The sequence below is a fragment of the Acidiphilium sp. MT5 genome, from assembly GCF_054767495.1.
This window is the reverse complement of record NZ_BAABMR010000004.1, coordinates 1-18,119: the sequence shown is the minus strand read 5'-3', so window position 1 is coordinate 18,119 and position 18,119 is coordinate 1. Positions and strand designations below refer to the sequence as shown.

9 protein-coding genes are annotated in these 18,119 nt (G+C 58.9%); 7 read left to right on the top strand and 2 right to left on the bottom strand.

The window, feature by feature from the left end; all coding sequences use genetic code 11:
- Positions 1-115: 115 nt before the first annotated feature.
- The 5 genes from asnB (at position 116) to ACYUCQ_RS05570 (ending at position 7,852) form a co-directional block, all read left to right on the top strand.
- Positions 116-2,044: an asparagine synthase (glutamine-hydrolyzing) gene (gene asnB / locus ACYUCQ_RS05590; protein ID WP_460253527.1), complete on the top strand. Its 1,929-nt coding sequence runs from the start codon at positions 116-118 to the stop codon at positions 2,042-2,044.
- The gene (locus tag ACYUCQ_RS05585) at positions 2,044-3,645 is read left to right on the top strand and encodes an oligosaccharide flippase family protein (RefSeq protein ID WP_460253526.1); all 1,602 of its coding nucleotides are present in this window, start codon (positions 2,044-2,046) and stop codon (positions 3,643-3,645) included. The genes asnB and ACYUCQ_RS05585 overlap by 1 nt, the downstream gene beginning before the upstream one ends.
- Positions 3,642-5,693 (top strand): hypothetical protein, encoded by a 2,052-nt coding sequence (locus ACYUCQ_RS05580; RefSeq protein WP_460253525.1) that lies wholly within the window; start codon positions 3,642-3,644, stop codon positions 5,691-5,693. Before ACYUCQ_RS05585 ends, ACYUCQ_RS05580 begins: the two co-directional genes overlap by 4 nt.
- Positions 5,690-6,757: a glycosyltransferase family 4 protein gene (locus ACYUCQ_RS05575; RefSeq protein WP_460253524.1), complete on the top strand. Its 1,068-nt coding sequence runs from the start codon at positions 5,690-5,692 to the stop codon at positions 6,755-6,757. The genes ACYUCQ_RS05580 and ACYUCQ_RS05575 overlap by 4 nt, the downstream gene beginning before the upstream one ends.
- A 210-nt stretch (positions 6,758-6,967) precedes the next feature.
- Positions 6,968-7,852 carry a hypothetical protein gene (locus tag ACYUCQ_RS05570; protein ID WP_460253523.1) on the top strand — a complete coding sequence of 295 codons (885 nt, stop codon included), beginning with the start codon at positions 6,968-6,970 and terminating at the stop codon, positions 7,850-7,852.
- 89 nt (positions 7,853-7,941) lie between these two features.
- Here the strand turns inward: ACYUCQ_RS05570 and ACYUCQ_RS05565 are convergent, their stop codons facing one another.
- Both ACYUCQ_RS05565 and ACYUCQ_RS05560 read right to left on the bottom strand, forming a co-directional pair.
- Positions 7,942-9,135, bottom strand: a complete 1,194-nt coding sequence (locus tag ACYUCQ_RS05565) for a glycosyltransferase family 4 protein (RefSeq protein ID WP_460253522.1) — start codon at positions 9,133-9,135, stop codon at positions 7,942-7,944.
- Positions 9,136-9,497: 362 nt separating this feature from the next.
- The gene (locus ACYUCQ_RS05560) at positions 9,498-11,228 is read right to left on the bottom strand and encodes a hypothetical protein (protein ID WP_460253521.1); all 1,731 of its coding nucleotides are present in this window, start codon (positions 11,226-11,228) and stop codon (positions 9,498-9,500) included.
- A 448-nt stretch (positions 11,229-11,676) separates the two neighbouring features.
- On the opposite strand from ACYUCQ_RS05560, the gene ACYUCQ_RS05555 reads away from it, so the two are divergent.
- Positions 11,677-16,617: a beta strand repeat-containing protein gene (locus tag ACYUCQ_RS05555; protein ID WP_460253520.1), complete on the top strand. Its 4,941-nt coding sequence runs from the start codon at positions 11,677-11,679 to the stop codon at positions 16,615-16,617.
- Positions 16,618-16,858: 241 nt separating this feature from the next.
- Positions 16,859-17,875, top strand: a complete 1,017-nt coding sequence (locus ACYUCQ_RS05550) for an IS110 family RNA-guided transposase (RefSeq protein ID WP_460253519.1) — start codon at positions 16,859-16,861, stop codon at positions 17,873-17,875.
- Positions 17,876-18,119: the final 244 nt, after the last annotated feature.

Here is an 18,119-nt window from a genome sequence, read left to right as displayed (position 1 = left end):
GCGCGAAATCGCCTCGATCCGTAAAAACCTTGGATTGTCGCCAATCTCTTGCAAGACGCCCATTAAACACCCGAATTTATTACAAAAATATTAACCGTCTCGGAGTCGTATAGTCATGTGTGGTCTTGCGGGTCTGTTCCGGCGCGACGCGGTCTTCGCCCAATCCGGCCCGGTCGATGGGCCGCTGCTCCAGCGTATGACCGATGCCATCGCCCATCGCGGTCCCGACTCGGCTGGTTTGCGTCTTGATGGCCAAATTGGCCTCGGTTTCCGTCGCCTCGCGATTATCGATCTCGCGGGCAGCCAGCAGCCGATGGATAGCGCGGATGGCGCCCAAACCATCGTGTTCAACGGCGAAATCTATAATTTTCAAAGCCTCGCCGCCGAACTCACGGCACTGGGTCAGGTGTTTCGCACCCGTGGCGATACCGAAACCATCCTGAATGGCTGGCGCCAATGGGGCCTCGGCGTGCTCGACCGGCTCGATGGCATGTTCGCCTTCGCGCTGTGGGACCGGCGCTCCCGCCAACTCCTGCTCGCGCGTGACCGGATCGGCAAAAAGCCACTTTATTACGGTATCGCACCGGATGGTACCCTCGCCTTCGGTTCCGAACTCGCCGCCCTCAAACCCGTGCCCGGCCTGACCGACCAGCTCGATCCAAGCGCGATCGAGGATTTTCTCGCCCTCGGCTACATCCCAGACCCCGCCTCGATTTTCCGTGATATTCGCAAATTGCCCCCCGCCCACCACCTGCTGATCACCGCCGATCAACCCGTGCCGCCCCCGCAGCCTTATTGGCATCTGCCCACCGCCGCCGACGGCCTCGTGGTGCCGTCCGATGCCCCCATCGCCGCCGCCCAGCTCCAGGATCAGCTCGAAGCCGCCGTCGCCAAGCGCATGATCGCCGATGTCCCGCTCGGCGCGTTTCTCTCCGGCGGCATCGATTCCGGCTGCGTGGTCGCCCTCGCCGCCCGCACGGTCGATCATCCGCTGCGCTGCTTCACCATTGGCTTTCCCGAAGCCGATGAGCGGCAAGCCGCCGCCGAAATCGCCCGCCATTGCGGTGCTGACCACGAAACCGCCCTGATGTCCGCCCACACCATCTTGGGTGATGCCGCCGCCCAAGCCGCTTTGTTCGGCGAGCCGTTCGGCGATCATTCCTCCGTGCCCAGCCGCGCCGTGGCCGCCCTGGCCCGCCAGCATGTCACCGTCGCCCTGTCTGGTGATGGCGGGGATGAAGCCTTCGCCGGCTATCGGCGCTACCGCTTTCACCAGATCACCGAAGCGGGCCGCCGCCTGCTGCCAGCAACCGCGCGCCGCCACCTCATCGGCACCCTGGCCCGCGCCTACCCGAAACTCGATGCCGCCCCCCGCTGGCTGCGCGCCAAATCCACCCTCACCGAGCTTAGCCTCGACTCCGCCGAAGCCTATTATCGCAGCGTCAGCCGCAGCGATGCGCAAACCCGCCACGCTTTGTTCAGCCCCGAATTTCGCCGCCTGATCGCGGGTCATGATCCCGCCCAGCGCTTTCATGCCATCGCCGATGCCCATGAGGGCGATGACCCGCTGCGCATCGCCCAGCAGATCGATCTCGCAACCTGGCTGCCCGGCGATATTCTGGTCAAAGCGGATCGCACCAGCATGGCCGTCGGCCTTGAGGTCCGCTCGCCGCTGCTCGATCCGCGCTTGCTCGCCTTCGGTTTCGCGCTCGAACATCGGCTGAAACTGCGCGGTGGCCACGGCAAGGCCGTGCTGCGCGATGTTGCCGCCCGCTTATTGCCCGCCTCGGTGCTCACCCGCCCCAAACAAGGCTTCACCGCCACCCTGGCCCCCGCCCTGCGCGAGGCCGCCGCCAGCGTGCAGCAAAAACTCTGCGGGCCAAATTCCGCCCTGCTGGCCAGCGGTTGGTTCAACGCTGCAGGCCTCACCGCCCTGCTCAGCGCCCATGCCAGCGGGCGGCGCGATCATACCGCCTTGCTCTGGCACTTGCTGGTGCTCGATGGTTTTCTCGCCGGTTGGCAAACCCCATCGGCGCGCCCCTGATGACCGCCGAGCCAACAACCCCCCCACCAACCAACCCCCCCGTCAGCCCCGCGCCTGACCCATCTCCGTCATCAGATGCCGGTCTGGCCAGCCTCGCCGGCAAAGGCTCCATCCTCAGCCGCACCGCGCGCGGTGCGGGCTGGGTGGTCGGCTGGCGCTTCTCCACCCGCTTCATCGGCCTGTTCAGCACCCTGATCCTGGTGCGCCTGCTCACCCCAGCGGATTTCGGCATCGTCGCCCTCGCCACCAGCTTCGCCCAAGGCTTCAGCCAGCTTTGCGAAGCCGGCGTCGAAGCCGCGATCATCCGCGATACCAACCCGGACCGCGCGCTCTATGACACCGGCTTCACCATCAATCTAATCCGTGGCCTCGGCGTCGCCTTGGTGCTGCTGATCGCCGCCTTCCCGATTGCGGTGATTTTTCACAACCCGCATCTCGCCCCGGTGCTGCTCGCGGTCGCGGCGATCAGCGCCATCGGCTCGATGGAAAATATCGGCGTCGTGGATTTTCGGCGTTTCATCGCGTTCGACCGCGAATTCATCCTGAAAATCATCCCCCGCATCGCGCAAACCGCCATCGGCATCACTCTCAGCCTGCTGTTTCGCTCTTATTGGGCATTGATCGTGGCCTTGCTGGTCAATCAAACCCTCACCACGCTGATGACCTACCGGCTGCACCCGTATCGCCCGCGCCTCAGCCTCGTCGCCTGGCGGCGCATCGCCCATTATTCCGCCTGGACCTGGGTGAATAATCTGGTCAATTTGCTGAACTCCAACGGCACCAACTTCATCATCGGCAAGGTCTTTGGCGTTGGCGCGGTCGGTATTTACGGCCTCGGCAATGAAATTGCGGGCCTGCCCAACACCGAACTGGTCGGCCCGCTCTGCCGTGCGGCCTTCTCCGGCTTCGCCGAAGCCCGTGCCGGCGGCGATAATGGGGCCAGCCTGTTGCTCCGCCTGCTGGCCCTGATGATGATCATCGCACTCCCCGCCGGTCTTGGCTTGTCACTCGCCGCCTATCCCATCGTGCAGCTCGGCTTTGGCAAAAACTGGATCGGCGCCGTGCCGCTGCTGCAAATCATCGGTGTGGCCAACGCCCTCAGCATTTTCAGCATGATCAGCGGCGTGGTGTTCAGGGTGCAAGCCTGGATGAAAGCCCTGTTCAAACTCGCCGTCGCCCTGACGCTCCTGCGCCTCGGCCTAATCATTTTGCTCATGCCCCATTATGGCCTGCGCGGTGCGGCCATCGCTATCGCCATCACCGATATTATCGACCAGCTCGCCTTCCTCGCCGTCACCATCCACCGGCTCGAATTGTCACTCGCCACTTTATTCGCCCGCGTCTGGCGCAGCCTCGCCGCCGCCGCCATCATGACCGCGCTGCTGGTCGCTCTGCATCTCGGCTGGAGCGATCATCCCGGCACTAATCATCAACAAGCCGTGCGCCTCGGCTTGGCCATCCTCACCGGCGTCATCAGCTATAGTGCATCACTCGGCATCCTCTGGTTCCTCGCCGGTCGCCCCGATGGCGGCGAGCGTGATCTCGCTCACTTTGCCCACAGCGCGCTCCAGCGCATGAGAACAAGGCAACGCCCCACATGACATTTTTACCCCGCACCCAAGTTTTCGCGCTGCTGGCCCTGGCCGCCATCCCCCTGGCCGCCCCGCACCCCGCCGCCGCACAAAATTTTGTCGCCGCCCCACCGGTGCCGCACGCGCCGGGGGCGCTGGCCGGCATCGTGCTGGAAAACACCACCCATCACGCCTTGCCGCCCCGTCTAATCACTTTCGCCGAAATGTTCGCACCCGGCGCCCTACCGCGCGGTGACGGCATCACTGTCGGCTCTGCTCCGGCACAGGCCGATGTGAAGCTGCGCTACCCTGATGGCTCAGCCAAATTCGCCATCATCACCCTGCAAACCCCATTGCTCCGCGCCGCCGCGAACGCGCCCGTACTCCTGCGCGCCGCTCCCGCGTCAGCAGCCCCCATCGTCGCCATCGGCCCGGCCCTCGCCGCCCATAAAATCACCCTGCACGCCACGATAACGCCCAAAGATGGCACCCCGCATTCTTTCACCATCAATCTGCCCGTCTGGTACCAGCAAGCCCGCGCCGCGCATCAGCTCTCCCCCTGGCTGCAAGGCCCGCTCGCCCACCAAGTCCGGCTGAGCCGCACCCTGATCAGCTCGCTCCGCCTGGTGGTGGACCTCACCGCCTATCGCAGCGGTGCCATCGGCGCGGACATCCAATTCAATAATGATCGCGCAATGACCGCCTCCGGCGGCGCCATGAGCGAAACCGTCAGCATCGCCCTCAATGGCAAAACCATCTACCGCGTCGGCCCGCTCACCGAACATCAATATCAAGACTGGCACGTTGTGCTCCGCAGCGATGGCCGCGTGCCGATCAATGTGGTGCATGACATCGCTGCCCTTGAGCGCCTCGGCGCCATCCCGCATTACCAACTTCATCCCGGTGCCGCCCTCAGCGTGCTCGCCCAGTATCAGCACGCCATCGCCCAACCTGGCTGGGGCGCGCCACTCGCCGCCAATGGCGTCACCCAATATATGCCCATGGTCGGTGGTCGCGGGAGCATCGGTCCCACCACCCGCGCCAACGCGATTTGGCTCATCAGCCAAAACCCGATCGCCGCCGAATACGCCATCGGCCAAGCAGACGCCTCAGGCGCGGTGCCGTGGCATATGTGGTATCCCAAAACCCAGCAATTTCTGACCACCGCCGACTTCCCAAACATCTGGACCGATGGTCGCGGCGGCCCGCACTCCTACACCACCGGCCTCACCCAACAAGTCGGCAAAACCGGCTGGCACGCGGACGCCGCCCACCAGCCCGACCTCGCTTACATCCCCTATCTCCTCACCGGCCGCCGCTACGATCTTGATCAACTCAACGCCCAAGCCAGCTTTTCCGAAACCGATTTCTGGCCCGCCGCCAAAGCCCGCAATGGCGGCGAAGGCATCGTCGTCGGCTCGGGTAATCAGTTGCGCGGCGCCGCCTGGGATCTGCGCGAAATCGCCGAAGCCGCCTATATCGATCCGCAACACAGCCCGATGCGGCATTATTTCGCGCAAATGGTCTCCAACAACATGAATTTTCTCCATGAGAAAATCCCGCTCTGGCAAGCCCGCGAAGGCCAAGCCTATGGCTATCTTCCAGGCAATTACGGTCACTCTGGTGCCATGCCCCCTTGGCAGCAGGATTTTTTCGCAACCACAATGGGTCGCCTCGCCCAATTTAAGGTTCCCGGCGCGCGGGCCGTGCTACATTGGCAAACCCATTTTCTGGCCAATTCACTGCTCCCGCTCGCCCAAGGCTTTAATCCGCGTGATGGTGTCGCCTATAATCTGATCGTGTATAATCCCAAGACCATGATCTATTTCAAAAGTTGGTCCGCGATCCGGAGCGCCACCGAACAAGCCGGCCAAGCGAACGGCAGCGGCTGGAAACATAGCAACGGTTATTATGCCCAAACCCGCTTAGCCGCCCTGGCCAGCATCATCAACACCACCCGCTCCGCCCGCGCCCGCGCGGCCTATCGTTGGCTCATCCAAGCCCACCCGCCCGAAACCAGCCCCCTGGCGCACGCTGAGCAGGCACAATATTGGATCGTCCCGGAACGAAGCCCATGACCCGCCGCCGCGTCTTGATGATCCCATCAACCCAATGGTTGCCCTACCGCCAAACGGTGGAGCGTGATGGCGGCCCCGTTCCGCAACGCCTTGATGCTGCGCTGGAAAATCTAGGTTGGCACGTTGATATCCTCGACCCCGGCACGCGCCCATGGAACCCATTTGGCGGCATGAACCCGCTACTCCAGGCGCTTGATCCGCTGCGCGCCCTCAAAATCCTGACCCGCAAACGCGATTACGACCTGATCGTCTCGGTTTTCGACGGCAATGCTATTCCGCTCCTAATGTTACGGCACATTTTCGGGTTTCGCACAAAAATCATTCTCTGGGACCTTGGACTGACCGAGACATGGCGGTTGCGCATGCGGGTGCTTGACTATGTCATCCCGCGTATCGACGGCATCATGGTTCTTGCAACCCACCAAAAACACTATATCGAAGCAAAATGGCGCGTGCGCGCCCCGGTGCAAATGATCGGTCACTCGGTCGATACGATGTTTTTCACCCCTCAATCCATCGACACTGATGATTTTTTGCTGTCAATCGGCAATGATGCCAGCCGTGACTACAAAACGTTGTTCGAGGCTGTGGCACCACTCGCCACCCGCGTTAAAATCCGCACATCGCCCTCGGTCGTCGCGCATCTGGCACAGCCCAACAACGTCGAGATTATTCCCAAATCCTTGTCGTTTCCCGACCTCCGCACACTCTATGCCAAGGCCAAACTCGTCGTGATCCCGCTGATCGAAACACTCAATGCGGGCGGCATCAGCGCCGTTCTCGAAGCCGCCGCCATGAGCAAACCCCTCATCGTCACCCATACTGCGGTGTTGAACGACATTCTCAAGCCAGGTGAGACCTGCCTAACCGTTCCCCCCGGTGATCCCCTCGCGTTGCGCCAAGCCATCGAAACATTGCTCACCAATCCTGATCTCGCTAAAAGACTGGGTAATGCCGCCCATGTTTTTGCGGAGCAACACCAGTCTCAGTCGGCTTTCGCAATGCGGCTGAGTCAAGCCATGAATTTTTATGTCCAAGGAAATACACATGATCAAAGAAACTAAAAATAATTCCAGTTCAGAAGCTGCATTTTTCGGAGTTCAAGCGGCTCACGCTCAAGAGTCTTAGTAAGGCATTGATTGATTGAAAAATAAAAATTATGAGCAAATCAAATGTTTTCGAAATGAAAGTGCAATAATTTGACAATATACTCATCAATAAAGCGAGCGCGTTATACAGCAACGCGACGTAATCTAAGACCACCATTAGTATTCATGCATATGCCAAAGGCTGGTGGAACGGCGCTCATACGTGAAATTGAACGCTCCTTGCGGCCATTACGGTGGGCCGGTGGGATTGATCGGACATTGACCGGTAACTTTGAGGCCTTCGACACGATGGATATTGATCTTCGGGCCGGCGTGTTCCGCGATGAGACCGAAATTCCAGCGAATGTTGATTTTCTTGCCGGGCATTTTGGTTGGGGAATGCTGCGTGCTTGGAACCCGGAAGCAAAATTGATGACCGTTTTGCGGGAGCCACGCTCGCGACTCCTATCATACTGGTTCTATTTGGGAAATTACTCGGATCATGTATTGTCACTTTACGGTGATTACGGTGAACGGTTGGAGCTCGCACGTAAACATTTCGGCGATTACATTTCAATTCCGGAAATAGCATGCCAAACTGATAACCTGATGACCCGGATGTTAGTTTGGCCGCATCCAGCTTGTCAGGCCACAGAATTTATTTCGCCAGAGATGGACGAAACTTTACTGATGATCGCTCTCGAACGCCTTAATCAATTTGATTTTGTCGGTATGATCGAGGATTTACGATTACGCGATCGGCTGTTTCTTTGGCTTGGATCAACATACAAACATAGTCGCTGGGCCAGCTTAGAGAAATTTATAAATCGTGGGCATAAAATTAATAAAAATGAGGCATCTATACCAAAGCAAGGTTTGCGGAAAACTCTTGCGGTAGAGCTTAACGAAGAAACAATACGTCGGCTGGAGTCGTCATCAAGGCTTGATAAAATATTATGGATGACAATAGCTCGTCAATTATTTGACGATAAAGACCCCAACACGATTGCCGATCAAGAATTCTCAAAATCAATAAAAAAATTTGATACCTTAATCGAGAGAGCAAAATAAAAAATATTTAGTAAGCCTAGATTTTATTAAATTTTATCTGACCATTTAGGTTTAATCAGTGTTTATTATGGACGATTAAAATATGACATTCAGCCTCTCTGGCCAAAGAAGCGTCTTTGATAAGGTAAAAGTCGTTCAGAAAGGGAGATTTTATCGCGTTTCTGCCGCATGATCTGTGCCAGATAGAGCTTTTCAAATTGTGTAACCATTTGAGCCAACGAAAATTGCGATTGAATCCTAGCGCGCGCATTTTCACCAAGCCGTTGCCGGAAAGACGCGCTTGATCCAAGCAAGGTTATCGCATTAGCCAGAGCATGGGCGTCCTCGGGCGGTACCAGTAGCCCTGTATCTTGGTCAATGATCACCTCGGGGATGCCGCCAACCCGACTTGCAACGGCGGGTAATCCGCAGATTCCCGCTTCCAAAAGAACTAATCCAAAGGCTTCTTGACGCGATGGCATCACCAGCATATCCGCAGCATGGAATAATGGGGATGGGTCGGGACAGTGGCCCAGAAAACAAACACGGCCCGTAACGCCGAGGTCGCCTGTCATTTTTTTTAATCTCTCGGCATCTTCACCATCACCAATTAAGCATAAGTAGTAATTTGATGATAGCAGTGCCAGAGCTTGAATTAGTAAGTCAAATCCTTTTCGGTGAATAAGAGATCCAACAGCCCCGAGTAGTATCGCGTGTTCTGGAACATCGACGAATGTCCGGAAATCACCGTCCTTGTTCGGAGCAAAGCGTGTTTCATCGATTCCGTTATATATCACACTGAGCCGCGACTCAGCCAGGCCATCAGTCCGCAGTTCACCGAGAACATAATTACTAACGCCAACGAGATGATCGGCTTGATGAAGCCCATAAAAAAACCGATTGCGAGCAAGATATGGGGCATGGAGATGCACAACGAGGGGGCGTTGCGTAATCCATGCAGCGGGGGCGAGCCACTGCGTCGGCGCTGCGCTGTTAGCATGTAACAGTGCGATACCATAATAACGAATGAGTCGGACAGCCTCACGGACCGACTTAATGTATCGGCGAGGACTAAACGAGTTTGAACCCCAATCAAAGTAGGTCTCAAAGCTTGACACATGGGTCGGCAAGCCGAGAGCCATTGTTTTCTCTGCCAGGGGCAGCACGTTGGTCCAAATTATAACGCGGAAATTATCACGGTTAAGTTTGATAAGTAAGTCGAGAAGCACAAGCTCGCTTCCGCGCAACCATTGAACGCCAAAATGCGTGAATAGAATAGCGTATGGCGGCTGAGGGTTCTTCATGGTGCCAACTTAATCAAAAACGCATTGGAAAAAGAGCAGTATCATCAATCAATCGGCGTGCTCTAGATCGGTTTGGCAAACCGCTAAATTCTGATCGGCTATGACAAACTCTCTTTCGGCACAACGCTTGATCCACAATTATCCCATTGTATACCGGCCGACCCTGATTGTCGAGTTGGAAGACTGTCATAATCCTGACTGCGTTTATTGTGCTTTAGCTTTTTTGCTGAACGTAATTACCGCATAGTATACCTAAGGAACAGAAGGTTGGCCGATATCGACACACTCATAAAATTTTAGAAATGATACCGTAAACTATATTTTTATACCAAGATAAGTACACTAATAAATAAATTAATCAATCAAATCTCAAGCATCTTCATCATATACTCCAAAACAGCCAATCTTTGAAACTGCGTGGAGTCGGTCAATTTTTGCGGATTGAACAGCGAAGATGTGCGTGGAAAAGCCGGATTAATGACCGTTTCAAGAAATTTGCCGGATAATTCCTGAGGCCTGGTCGCGCGCGCACCCAGATATTGCTTGATCCTGAAATTATGTCGGCGCACCGCCAGCGGTTGCAAGAGCAGGCGTAGATCACCAATCCGAGCGCGCCATGGCGGGTCGCGATCAAATCGATAGCCATGCGATGACATATGCGCCGCCAAACGCGGGTTCAGTGTGTTGATCAGCCGTCCTTGGAAAATGCCAAATTGCTTCCACCGCAGCGGAACTTGCAATGCGGTGCGCACAATTTCTGGCTCCAAATAGGGCGTGGCGCGGTCACCGAAACGGCTATCGAGGCTAGTATCGCGCCCAAACCATGATCGGCAGCGCAAGTGCGGGTATAAGGCAAGCACATGGGCGCGGGTCAGAACCGGGCGCTCCAATCCGAACAGCTTGATGATTTTATCGGCGAGATTGGCTTCATACTCCCCGGCAAGGCTCGAATCCGTCAGTCCAGCCGGATCATAGCCGCTGAAAAAAGCCCGAACGAAAGCCGCTACGCTCATCGATTGTCCGGCAAATTTGAAGAAGTTACGAAACACTTCGCCGCCGCCGCCATTCATCATCACGCCATCACTCCCGCATCGATCAATGCGGGCATAGTTTTCGGAATCTGAACAGAACATCCAATATTGCGAAAATCCGTCATTCATCTCGGCGCTGGCTTTCAGCATCGACGGAAATTCATCGAGCGTGACCGGGCGGATCAGCGTCTTGTCGATATGCTCGAATTTCGCGCCCTCGGCACGTGCGAGCGCTGCCGCGTTGCGGACATCTGCGGCGTTTGCATCCCCATACACAAACAAATCCGGTTCAACACCGCGGTCCCGGGCCAGCGCGAACAACAGCCGGCTATCATAGCCGCCCGAAAAACTAATCCGAATCTGTTTGTCAAACGCCGCAACATAATCATCCATAACGGTGCGCAGGCTCAAGAGGCTGCGCTCAATCAACTCCTCAATCGGCGCGTCCCGCTCGGCTTGGATCAGGGACGGACGGGTAATATGGCGGCGCGTCGTGTCCTCAAACGCAATGGTCTCACCAAGATCAAGCCGGTCAATTTGCGCAATCGGTGTCGCCGTGCCCAGCGTGACGCCGCCAACAACATATTCAAGGCACTCCGCGCGCCTGACCGTGCGCTGGGGCAGACAAGCGGCAAGGGCCAGATAGGCCGTGCTGAACAAGGTGCGGGATTGATCCAAATAAAGCTCATAAACCCCGTGCAAATCAGCCCGAAGTGTCGTTCGGCCCTGTCGGCGCATCAGCAGCAAATACGCCCCACGACACCGATCAGGATCTACCGCGCCCGATGGCTCCGTTTGGGCGAGATAGTCCCGAAGCGCGTCGAGCCCCGTCTTGCCGCCGAAGATGAATGTCCCAACAACAGCGGCAAAATCGCCGCCCCCAAGTTGCTCGATGATGGGCATCGTCCGGCGATATTTTGGATAAAGATCGATCCATAAATCGCCCGTATCGATGGTCAATGGATGGCTCAAACCCGCATTGGCAAAATGGGGCCGGGCCCGCTGCGCCAACGCCTGCGCGCGGGCCGTGTCAGCACCTGCAACGATGAACAAACCCCCCATCCGTCAAACCTTCAAGGGCCGATTGACCAACCAGTTCCAGGCATCGCTCAATATCATCATGGAGCCTCGATAAATAATCTGACTGAAGTGAGCATTTCACATCACAATAACCGAAAAATCTATGCGGTCTGATAGGTCGATACGTCAAGATCATCATCACCGGTAGCCCGGTGAGGCTTCCGAGCGTCGTATGCGCATGACCCCACATGACCAAGGATGACCGAGGGTCGTAAAACCCGTCCCGATCGCTCGGATTGTGGCAGGCAGGCCACAATATCGATCTTCATTTTACTGGTATCGTCTCTAGGTTGCATTTCAATAAAATTTATGTGATTCAGACTCTTGTAATCAGTCGTTAAGAATTGGCCGGGTAGGTTGGCTCGTCGTCTGGCAAAACGCCTGATCTGGTGCTGTTCGTAACTATCCAGCTCTGCCCTCAGGAGTTTCTATGCTGACCAGCCGTATCCCGTCCGGAAAATTCGTCGCTCCGGTGATGGCGCCCGCAACCAGCACGGGTGAAATCGTTGGCTTTACGCTCCAAAATACTGGCACCACAACGCTCGCCGCCCAACCGGTCACGCTCAATGAGGTGTTCAAGCAAGGCGCCGTGCCCGCCGGATCGGGCCTCATCGCCACCATTAATGGCGTCTCCTATCAGGCCCAACTCGATGCCAAAACCTTCAACGCGGATGGCTCGGTGGCCAGCGGCGTGGTCACCATCCTCGCCCCCGCGCTGGCCGCCGGCACCTCAACGCCGGTCAGCCTCAGCCTTGCCCCCGCCAGCACCGCCGCCCCGGTCGATCTTGCGAGCGCCCTCGCCACCTATAATCTAACCGCAACCCTCAATATTACCGCCAATGCGGGCGGCGCGACCGGGGTGCAAACCGTCAATATCGCCAGCCTAGTGCGCAGCGCCCTCGCGGCCAACAGCGCCCAAAGCTGGCTCTCCGGCCCGCTCGCCAGCGAAGCCATCGTCAGCATCCCGGTCACCGGCTCGCTGCGGATCGAGGCGGACATCACCGCCTACGCCAACGGCCAAATCAGCACCACCCTGCAATTCAACAATGATGCCGCCATGCAGGCCAGCGGCGGCACCATCAGCTATAGCGCCACCATCAGCCAGAACGGCGTGACCGTGGCGCAGCAATCAAACCTCACCCAATATCAATATCAAGATTGGAGCCTCACCACCGGCACCACCCCGCCCGCCACCGGCCTGAATATTCAGCATGATATCGCCTATCTCGAAGCCACCGGCGCAATTCCAAACTACGATACCCAATATGGCGTCTCCAGCACCGTCCTCGCGAACGAAGCCGCCGCCATCGCCGCCCCTGGCTGGAACGCCCCGCTCGGCACCGATGGCATTACCCAATATATGCCCAATGTCGGCGGTCGCGGCGATATCGGCCCCACCACCCAAGCCAATGCCACCTGGCTGCTCTCCCAAAGCGCCACCGCCGCCGCCTACGCTCTCGGTCAAGCCAACGAAGCCGGCTCAATCCCTTGGCATTTCTACGATCCGACGAGTAATGGCAGTTTTCTCAACCCGGCCGATTATCCGACGATCTGGACAGACGGTCGCGGCGGCCCCGGCTCCTACACCACCGGCCTTACCCAACAAGTTAACCCCACCAATTCCGGCTGGACGACCGACGTAGCCCACACGCCGGATCTCAATTATGTCGCCTATATGCTCACCGGCAATGTGGTCGCGTTAGAGCAATTAAACGCCCAGGCCTCGTTCGCCATCGATAATTTCTGGCCTTATCCGCGTAATAATGGTCAGGCCATTGTAGCCAGCCCCGGCAACCAAATTCGTGGTTCCGCTTGGAGCTTACGCACCATCCAGGAAGCGGCCTACGCCAATCCGGCAGGCTCCGCCGATAAAGCCTATTTCTCCGCCGTCACCAACGCCAATTACAGCTATTTGGTCTCGTTGATCCCGCAACTTACCATCGCCGAAGGTCAGGCCTATGGCTACCTGCCCGGTCCTTATGGGAGCAATGGTTCCCGACTCCCACCCTGGGAAGAAGATTATCTTGCTAGCACCGTGATCCAGGGTGCAGAAATGGGCTACACCAACGCCCTCACCTTCCTGAAATGGCAATCCAACTTTCTGGTCGGGCGCTTCTTCGCCCAATCACAAGGTTTTTCGCCGCGCGACGGGATCGCTTACAATCTCGCAGTCGGCAACAATGCCACCGGTCTGCAATCAGAAGGTCCCTACTACCAAACCTGGGCGCAAATCGAACAAGCCACCCAAGCCACGGGCCAATCCAATGTCGGCAATAATTGGGCGGGCAGCAATGGCGATTACGGCGCCCTCGCTTTGCAAAGCCTCGCCGGCATCATCACCGTCAGCGTCGCCAACCCCACGGTCATGGGCAATTACCAATACCAAGCCATGCAGGCCTTCGGCTGGCTCCTCAATAGCGGCGCGCCCTATCTTAGCCCCGCCCAAATCGCCGCCTCGAACCCGCAATTCCTCATCGTCCCGCGCCTCGCCAACGGCCAATTGCTCTCCTTCGCCAACATGGTGCTCGGTCAAGACAGCGCCGGCGCCGCCACCGCTCTTGCCCCGATCACCCTCACCGAAAACGCCCTGCTCTATGCCGGCAGCGGCACCGACACACTGATCGGTGGCACCGGCATCAATCTCCTATTCGGCGGTGCCGGCAACGATGTCATTTTCGGCGGCCCGAACGGTAACGATATTTTCGCCGGCGCCGGGGCGGACACCATCATCGCCGGCGGCGGCGCCACCTATATCCAAGCCAGCAGCACCGCCCTGCTTACCACCGGCACCGGCCAGGATCTGTTCGTGCTCAATAGCGGCGCGTCCGGCGCCGTCACCATTGCAGGCTTCAACCCCAGCCTTGATCGGCTGGACATCGTCAGCGCCACCGGCATCGCCCTCACCCCAGCCCAGCTCGCCACCATCGAAGCCAGCGCCACCACCATCGCGGGCGGCACCAAATTTGCGCTCTCCTCCGGCGAAACCCTGTTCCTCACCAGCGTCACCGGCGCCACCGGCGCCTGGTTCAGCGAGCAAAACCAAGCCGTCACCGCGCCCGCCAGCCTGCTCGCCACCGCCGAGGCCAATAACACCATCCCCGCCGCATCCGGCGGCACCAGCAATGGCGGCAGCGGCAGTACAGGCAGCGGCGGCACGCCCCCAGCCCCCACCAACCCGCTCCAAATCATCACCTCCGGCACCGCGCAAACCATTCTCGGCGGCAGCGGCGGCTCGGCGGTCGATTCCATCAGCGGCGCGACCATTAATGCCCAACAAACCGGCCAATCCGATTACGTGACCCTCACCGGCGCGAATAACATCATCAACGCCCAGGGTGGCGCAGGCTCATTTCCAACCTATGGCAATCTCACCAGCACCGGCGCTAACAACCAAATCACCATCACCGGCGGCGTCTACACCGAAACCGGCGCAGGCGATTCCGTTTCCGCCCCCTATAGCTTCGGCGCCCTCACCATCAATGAGCTAGGCACCGGCCAATTCGCCTCGCTCACCGGCACTAACGCCGTTAGTATCGGTGGCTCCGGCAACATCGCATTCCTAACGATTGAGGCCAGCACCCCCGGCACCCCCAGCGCCACCATCTCCGGCTCGAACGACACAGTCACCGCCCGCGTCTATTCGCCCATTCTGGTCACCGGCGCGAACAACATCATCAACGCCAGCGGTGAAGCCGCCGTCACCATCAGCGCCGCCGCCCAAGCCTCGGCCAATACCGTCTTCGCCTCCGGTTTCGATGCAATCACCGCCGCCAGCGGCCCGAGCTTCATCGCTGCCGTGGGCGGTGCCAACGTGATGGCCACCATCACCACCGAAACAGCCTCTAGCAGCACCATCGCCCTCGGCGCTAACGCCAATGTCTCCATCACCGGGGCCGGCATCGCCACCATCATCGATAACATCCAAACCCAAGGCGCCGCCACGGTCGCAGGCTTCAACCCGCTGATCGACCAAATTTCGCTCCAAACCGCCAATGGCAGCGCGCTCACAGCCGCGCAAATCGCCAGCATCGTACAAAATGCCAGCATCAACGGCTCAACCGCCACGCTCGGCCTGAGCAGCGGCGCAACCCTCACCTTGACCGATCTGACATCCGCCCCGCAAACCGGCTGGTTCACCCTGCCCAGCAGCCCCGCCGTGCCGCCGCCCAGCGCCCAACCCGCGCCCCAGCAAACCATTCTCGGTGCCGCCAGCGCCTTCATGTATGATCCGCTCAGCAACGCCGCGATCAACGCGCAACAGCTTGGCCGGTTTGACTTCCTCACCATCGGCGGTGCGAATGACAGCATCAACGCCATCGGCAGCGCGGGCGGTTATGCCACCTATGGCAATATCACCACCACCGGCGCGAACAGCCAAATCACCGTCACCGGCGGTGTCCTCACTGAACTCGGCGCGCAAGATACCGTCATCTCGCCCTATAGTTTCGGCGCCCTCACCATCAATGAGCTGGGCACCGGCCAATTTGCCTCGGTCACCGGCAGCACGCGCGTGAGCGTCGGCGGCTCGAACAATATCGCGGATCTCACGGTGCAATCCGGCGGCGGCCCCAACCCAGTCATGGCCACCATTGGCGGCGCGGATAACATCGTTTTCGCCGGCACCTACTCGCCGGTCCTGGTCACCGGGGCAGATGATATCATCCGTACCAGCGGCACCGCCGCCGTCACAATGGCGGGTGCCGCCAACACCGGCGCGAACACCGTCATCGCCTCCGGCTTTGATGCCATCACCACCGCAACCGGCAACAGCGTCATCTCCATCCCCGGCGGGTCGTGGAATTCCACCATCACCAACCTCGCTGGTAACGACACAATCTTTGCCGGCGCCGCCTCCCCCGGCGGCAGCAATCAACTCGCCATCCAGGGCGGCAGCGGCACCCTGATCGTGACCGATATGGCAAGTGGCCGCACCATCACCATGACCGCAGGCACCGGCGCCGTCACCGCCACGGGCGCTAACAATGGCAGCGTCTTCATCGGCGGCACGGGTGGCGATAATCTTCTCGCCGCCAGCGGCAACAGCACCCTGATCGGCAATGGCGGCAGCAACACCATCATGGGTGGCACAGGTAACGAACTCCTCGTCGCCAGCACCATCGCCGGTGCGAGCAACAGCTTCCTGATCAACAGCCTCACCGCTAACAACGCAACCACCATCACCGGCTTCGGCGCCCAAGGCACCAGCGATAGCCTGATCCTGCAATCCGGCCTGTCCATCAGCCAAACCACCACCAGCCCCCTGACCGGCACCCTGCTCACCCTGAACGACGGCAGCAAAATCTTCCTCAGCCAATTCACCGGCAGCCTGCACAGCACCACCACCACCACCGGCACCACCCTCACCCCCTGATTTCGCTCTTTCGCACCCACCCCCGCCTATGCCATGTTAGCGAAATGGAGCAGGCCACTAACCCCCTCGCACAGAGTCTCGCCGACCGCTTCACCGCGATCGCGCACATGCTCCGCAAAACGCTCGGCGCGCCGGAATATTCCCGTTTCGACCTCACCCTCAAATGTTGGGGTGGACGGCCCTACGGCATCGGATGTGCCAAGATGGGGTCGGACTACCAACCCAATGAAAGGGCCGCCCAATGGAATACAAGCGCATTTCGATTGACACGTCCAAGCATGTTTTCACGATCCACGGGGTCGACGAGAAGGAGAGGCCGGTGCTGCGTCGCGAAGTCGGACGCGCTCAGGTTGAACGGTTCTTTGCCAAAATCGCGCCTACCGAGGTGGTTCTCGAAGCGTGCGGCGGCTCCCATCACTGGGGGCGTGTGCTTGGCCGGATGGGCCACCGGGTGAAATTGATTCCTCCGCAATACGTCAAGCCCTTGGTCAAGCGGGGCAAGAATGACCGCAACGACGCGGAGGCAATCTGCGAGGCGGCGTCTCGCCCGACGATGCGAACCGTTCCCGTGAGGTCGGTGGATGAGCAGGCGGCGACACTCATCCTGAAGCACCGGGAGATGCTGGTGGGCCAGCGGACCCAGGCAATCAATGCGCTGAGGGGACACGCGACCGAATTCGGGATCATCGGCGCCAAGGGGTGTGCGAACGTAGAGGCTTTAATCACGGCGCTATTGGCTGACACGGCGGTCCCAGACACCGCAAAATCGATATTCAAGGACATGGGCAGTCACGTGGCCGACCTTGATGCCAAGATATCGGCTTTGGATCAGAAACTGAGCGAGCTCCATAAGACCAATCCAGTCAGCCAAAGGCTCGCGGCAATCCCTGGCGTGGGGCCGATCACCGCGATTACCATGGCGCTGACCATCAACGCGGCAGACTTCGAGACCGGAAGACATTTTGCCGCGTGGCTCGGCCTGACGCCGCGGGAGCACTCTACCGGTGGTAAACATCGGCTGGGGAGGATCAGCAAGGCGGGCAATGAGAGGTTACGTCAGCTCCTGGTCATTGGAGCGATGTCGGTGGTCCGCTTCGCCAAACTAGGCAGCAAGTCCGCGTCGGCGTGGCTATTGAAATTGCTGGAGCGTCGGCCGCGGAAGGTTGCCGCCGTCGCTCTAGCCAACAAGATCGCCCGGGTGATCTGGGCGATGATGGTGCGGGGTGAAGCGTATCGGCGTCAACCGGTAGCTGCCTGAACCTCGTGCCGGTGGCGGAGGAGAAGATCTGAGCAGGAGATAGTAATCGGTCGATCCGACGAGCGAGAGAATCCGTAAGGCCCAAAGGCGCACCCATGCCGTTCAAATGTTTGGATCTCGTTCGCGGAACCTATCTAGGCTGGCGGTCATTGGCCGCACAAAGAAGCCGGACACATGATCGCAATCGAACCGCCGCTAAATCTTGCAACGTCAGCTCTTGACCTCACCGGGCCGTCCACACATG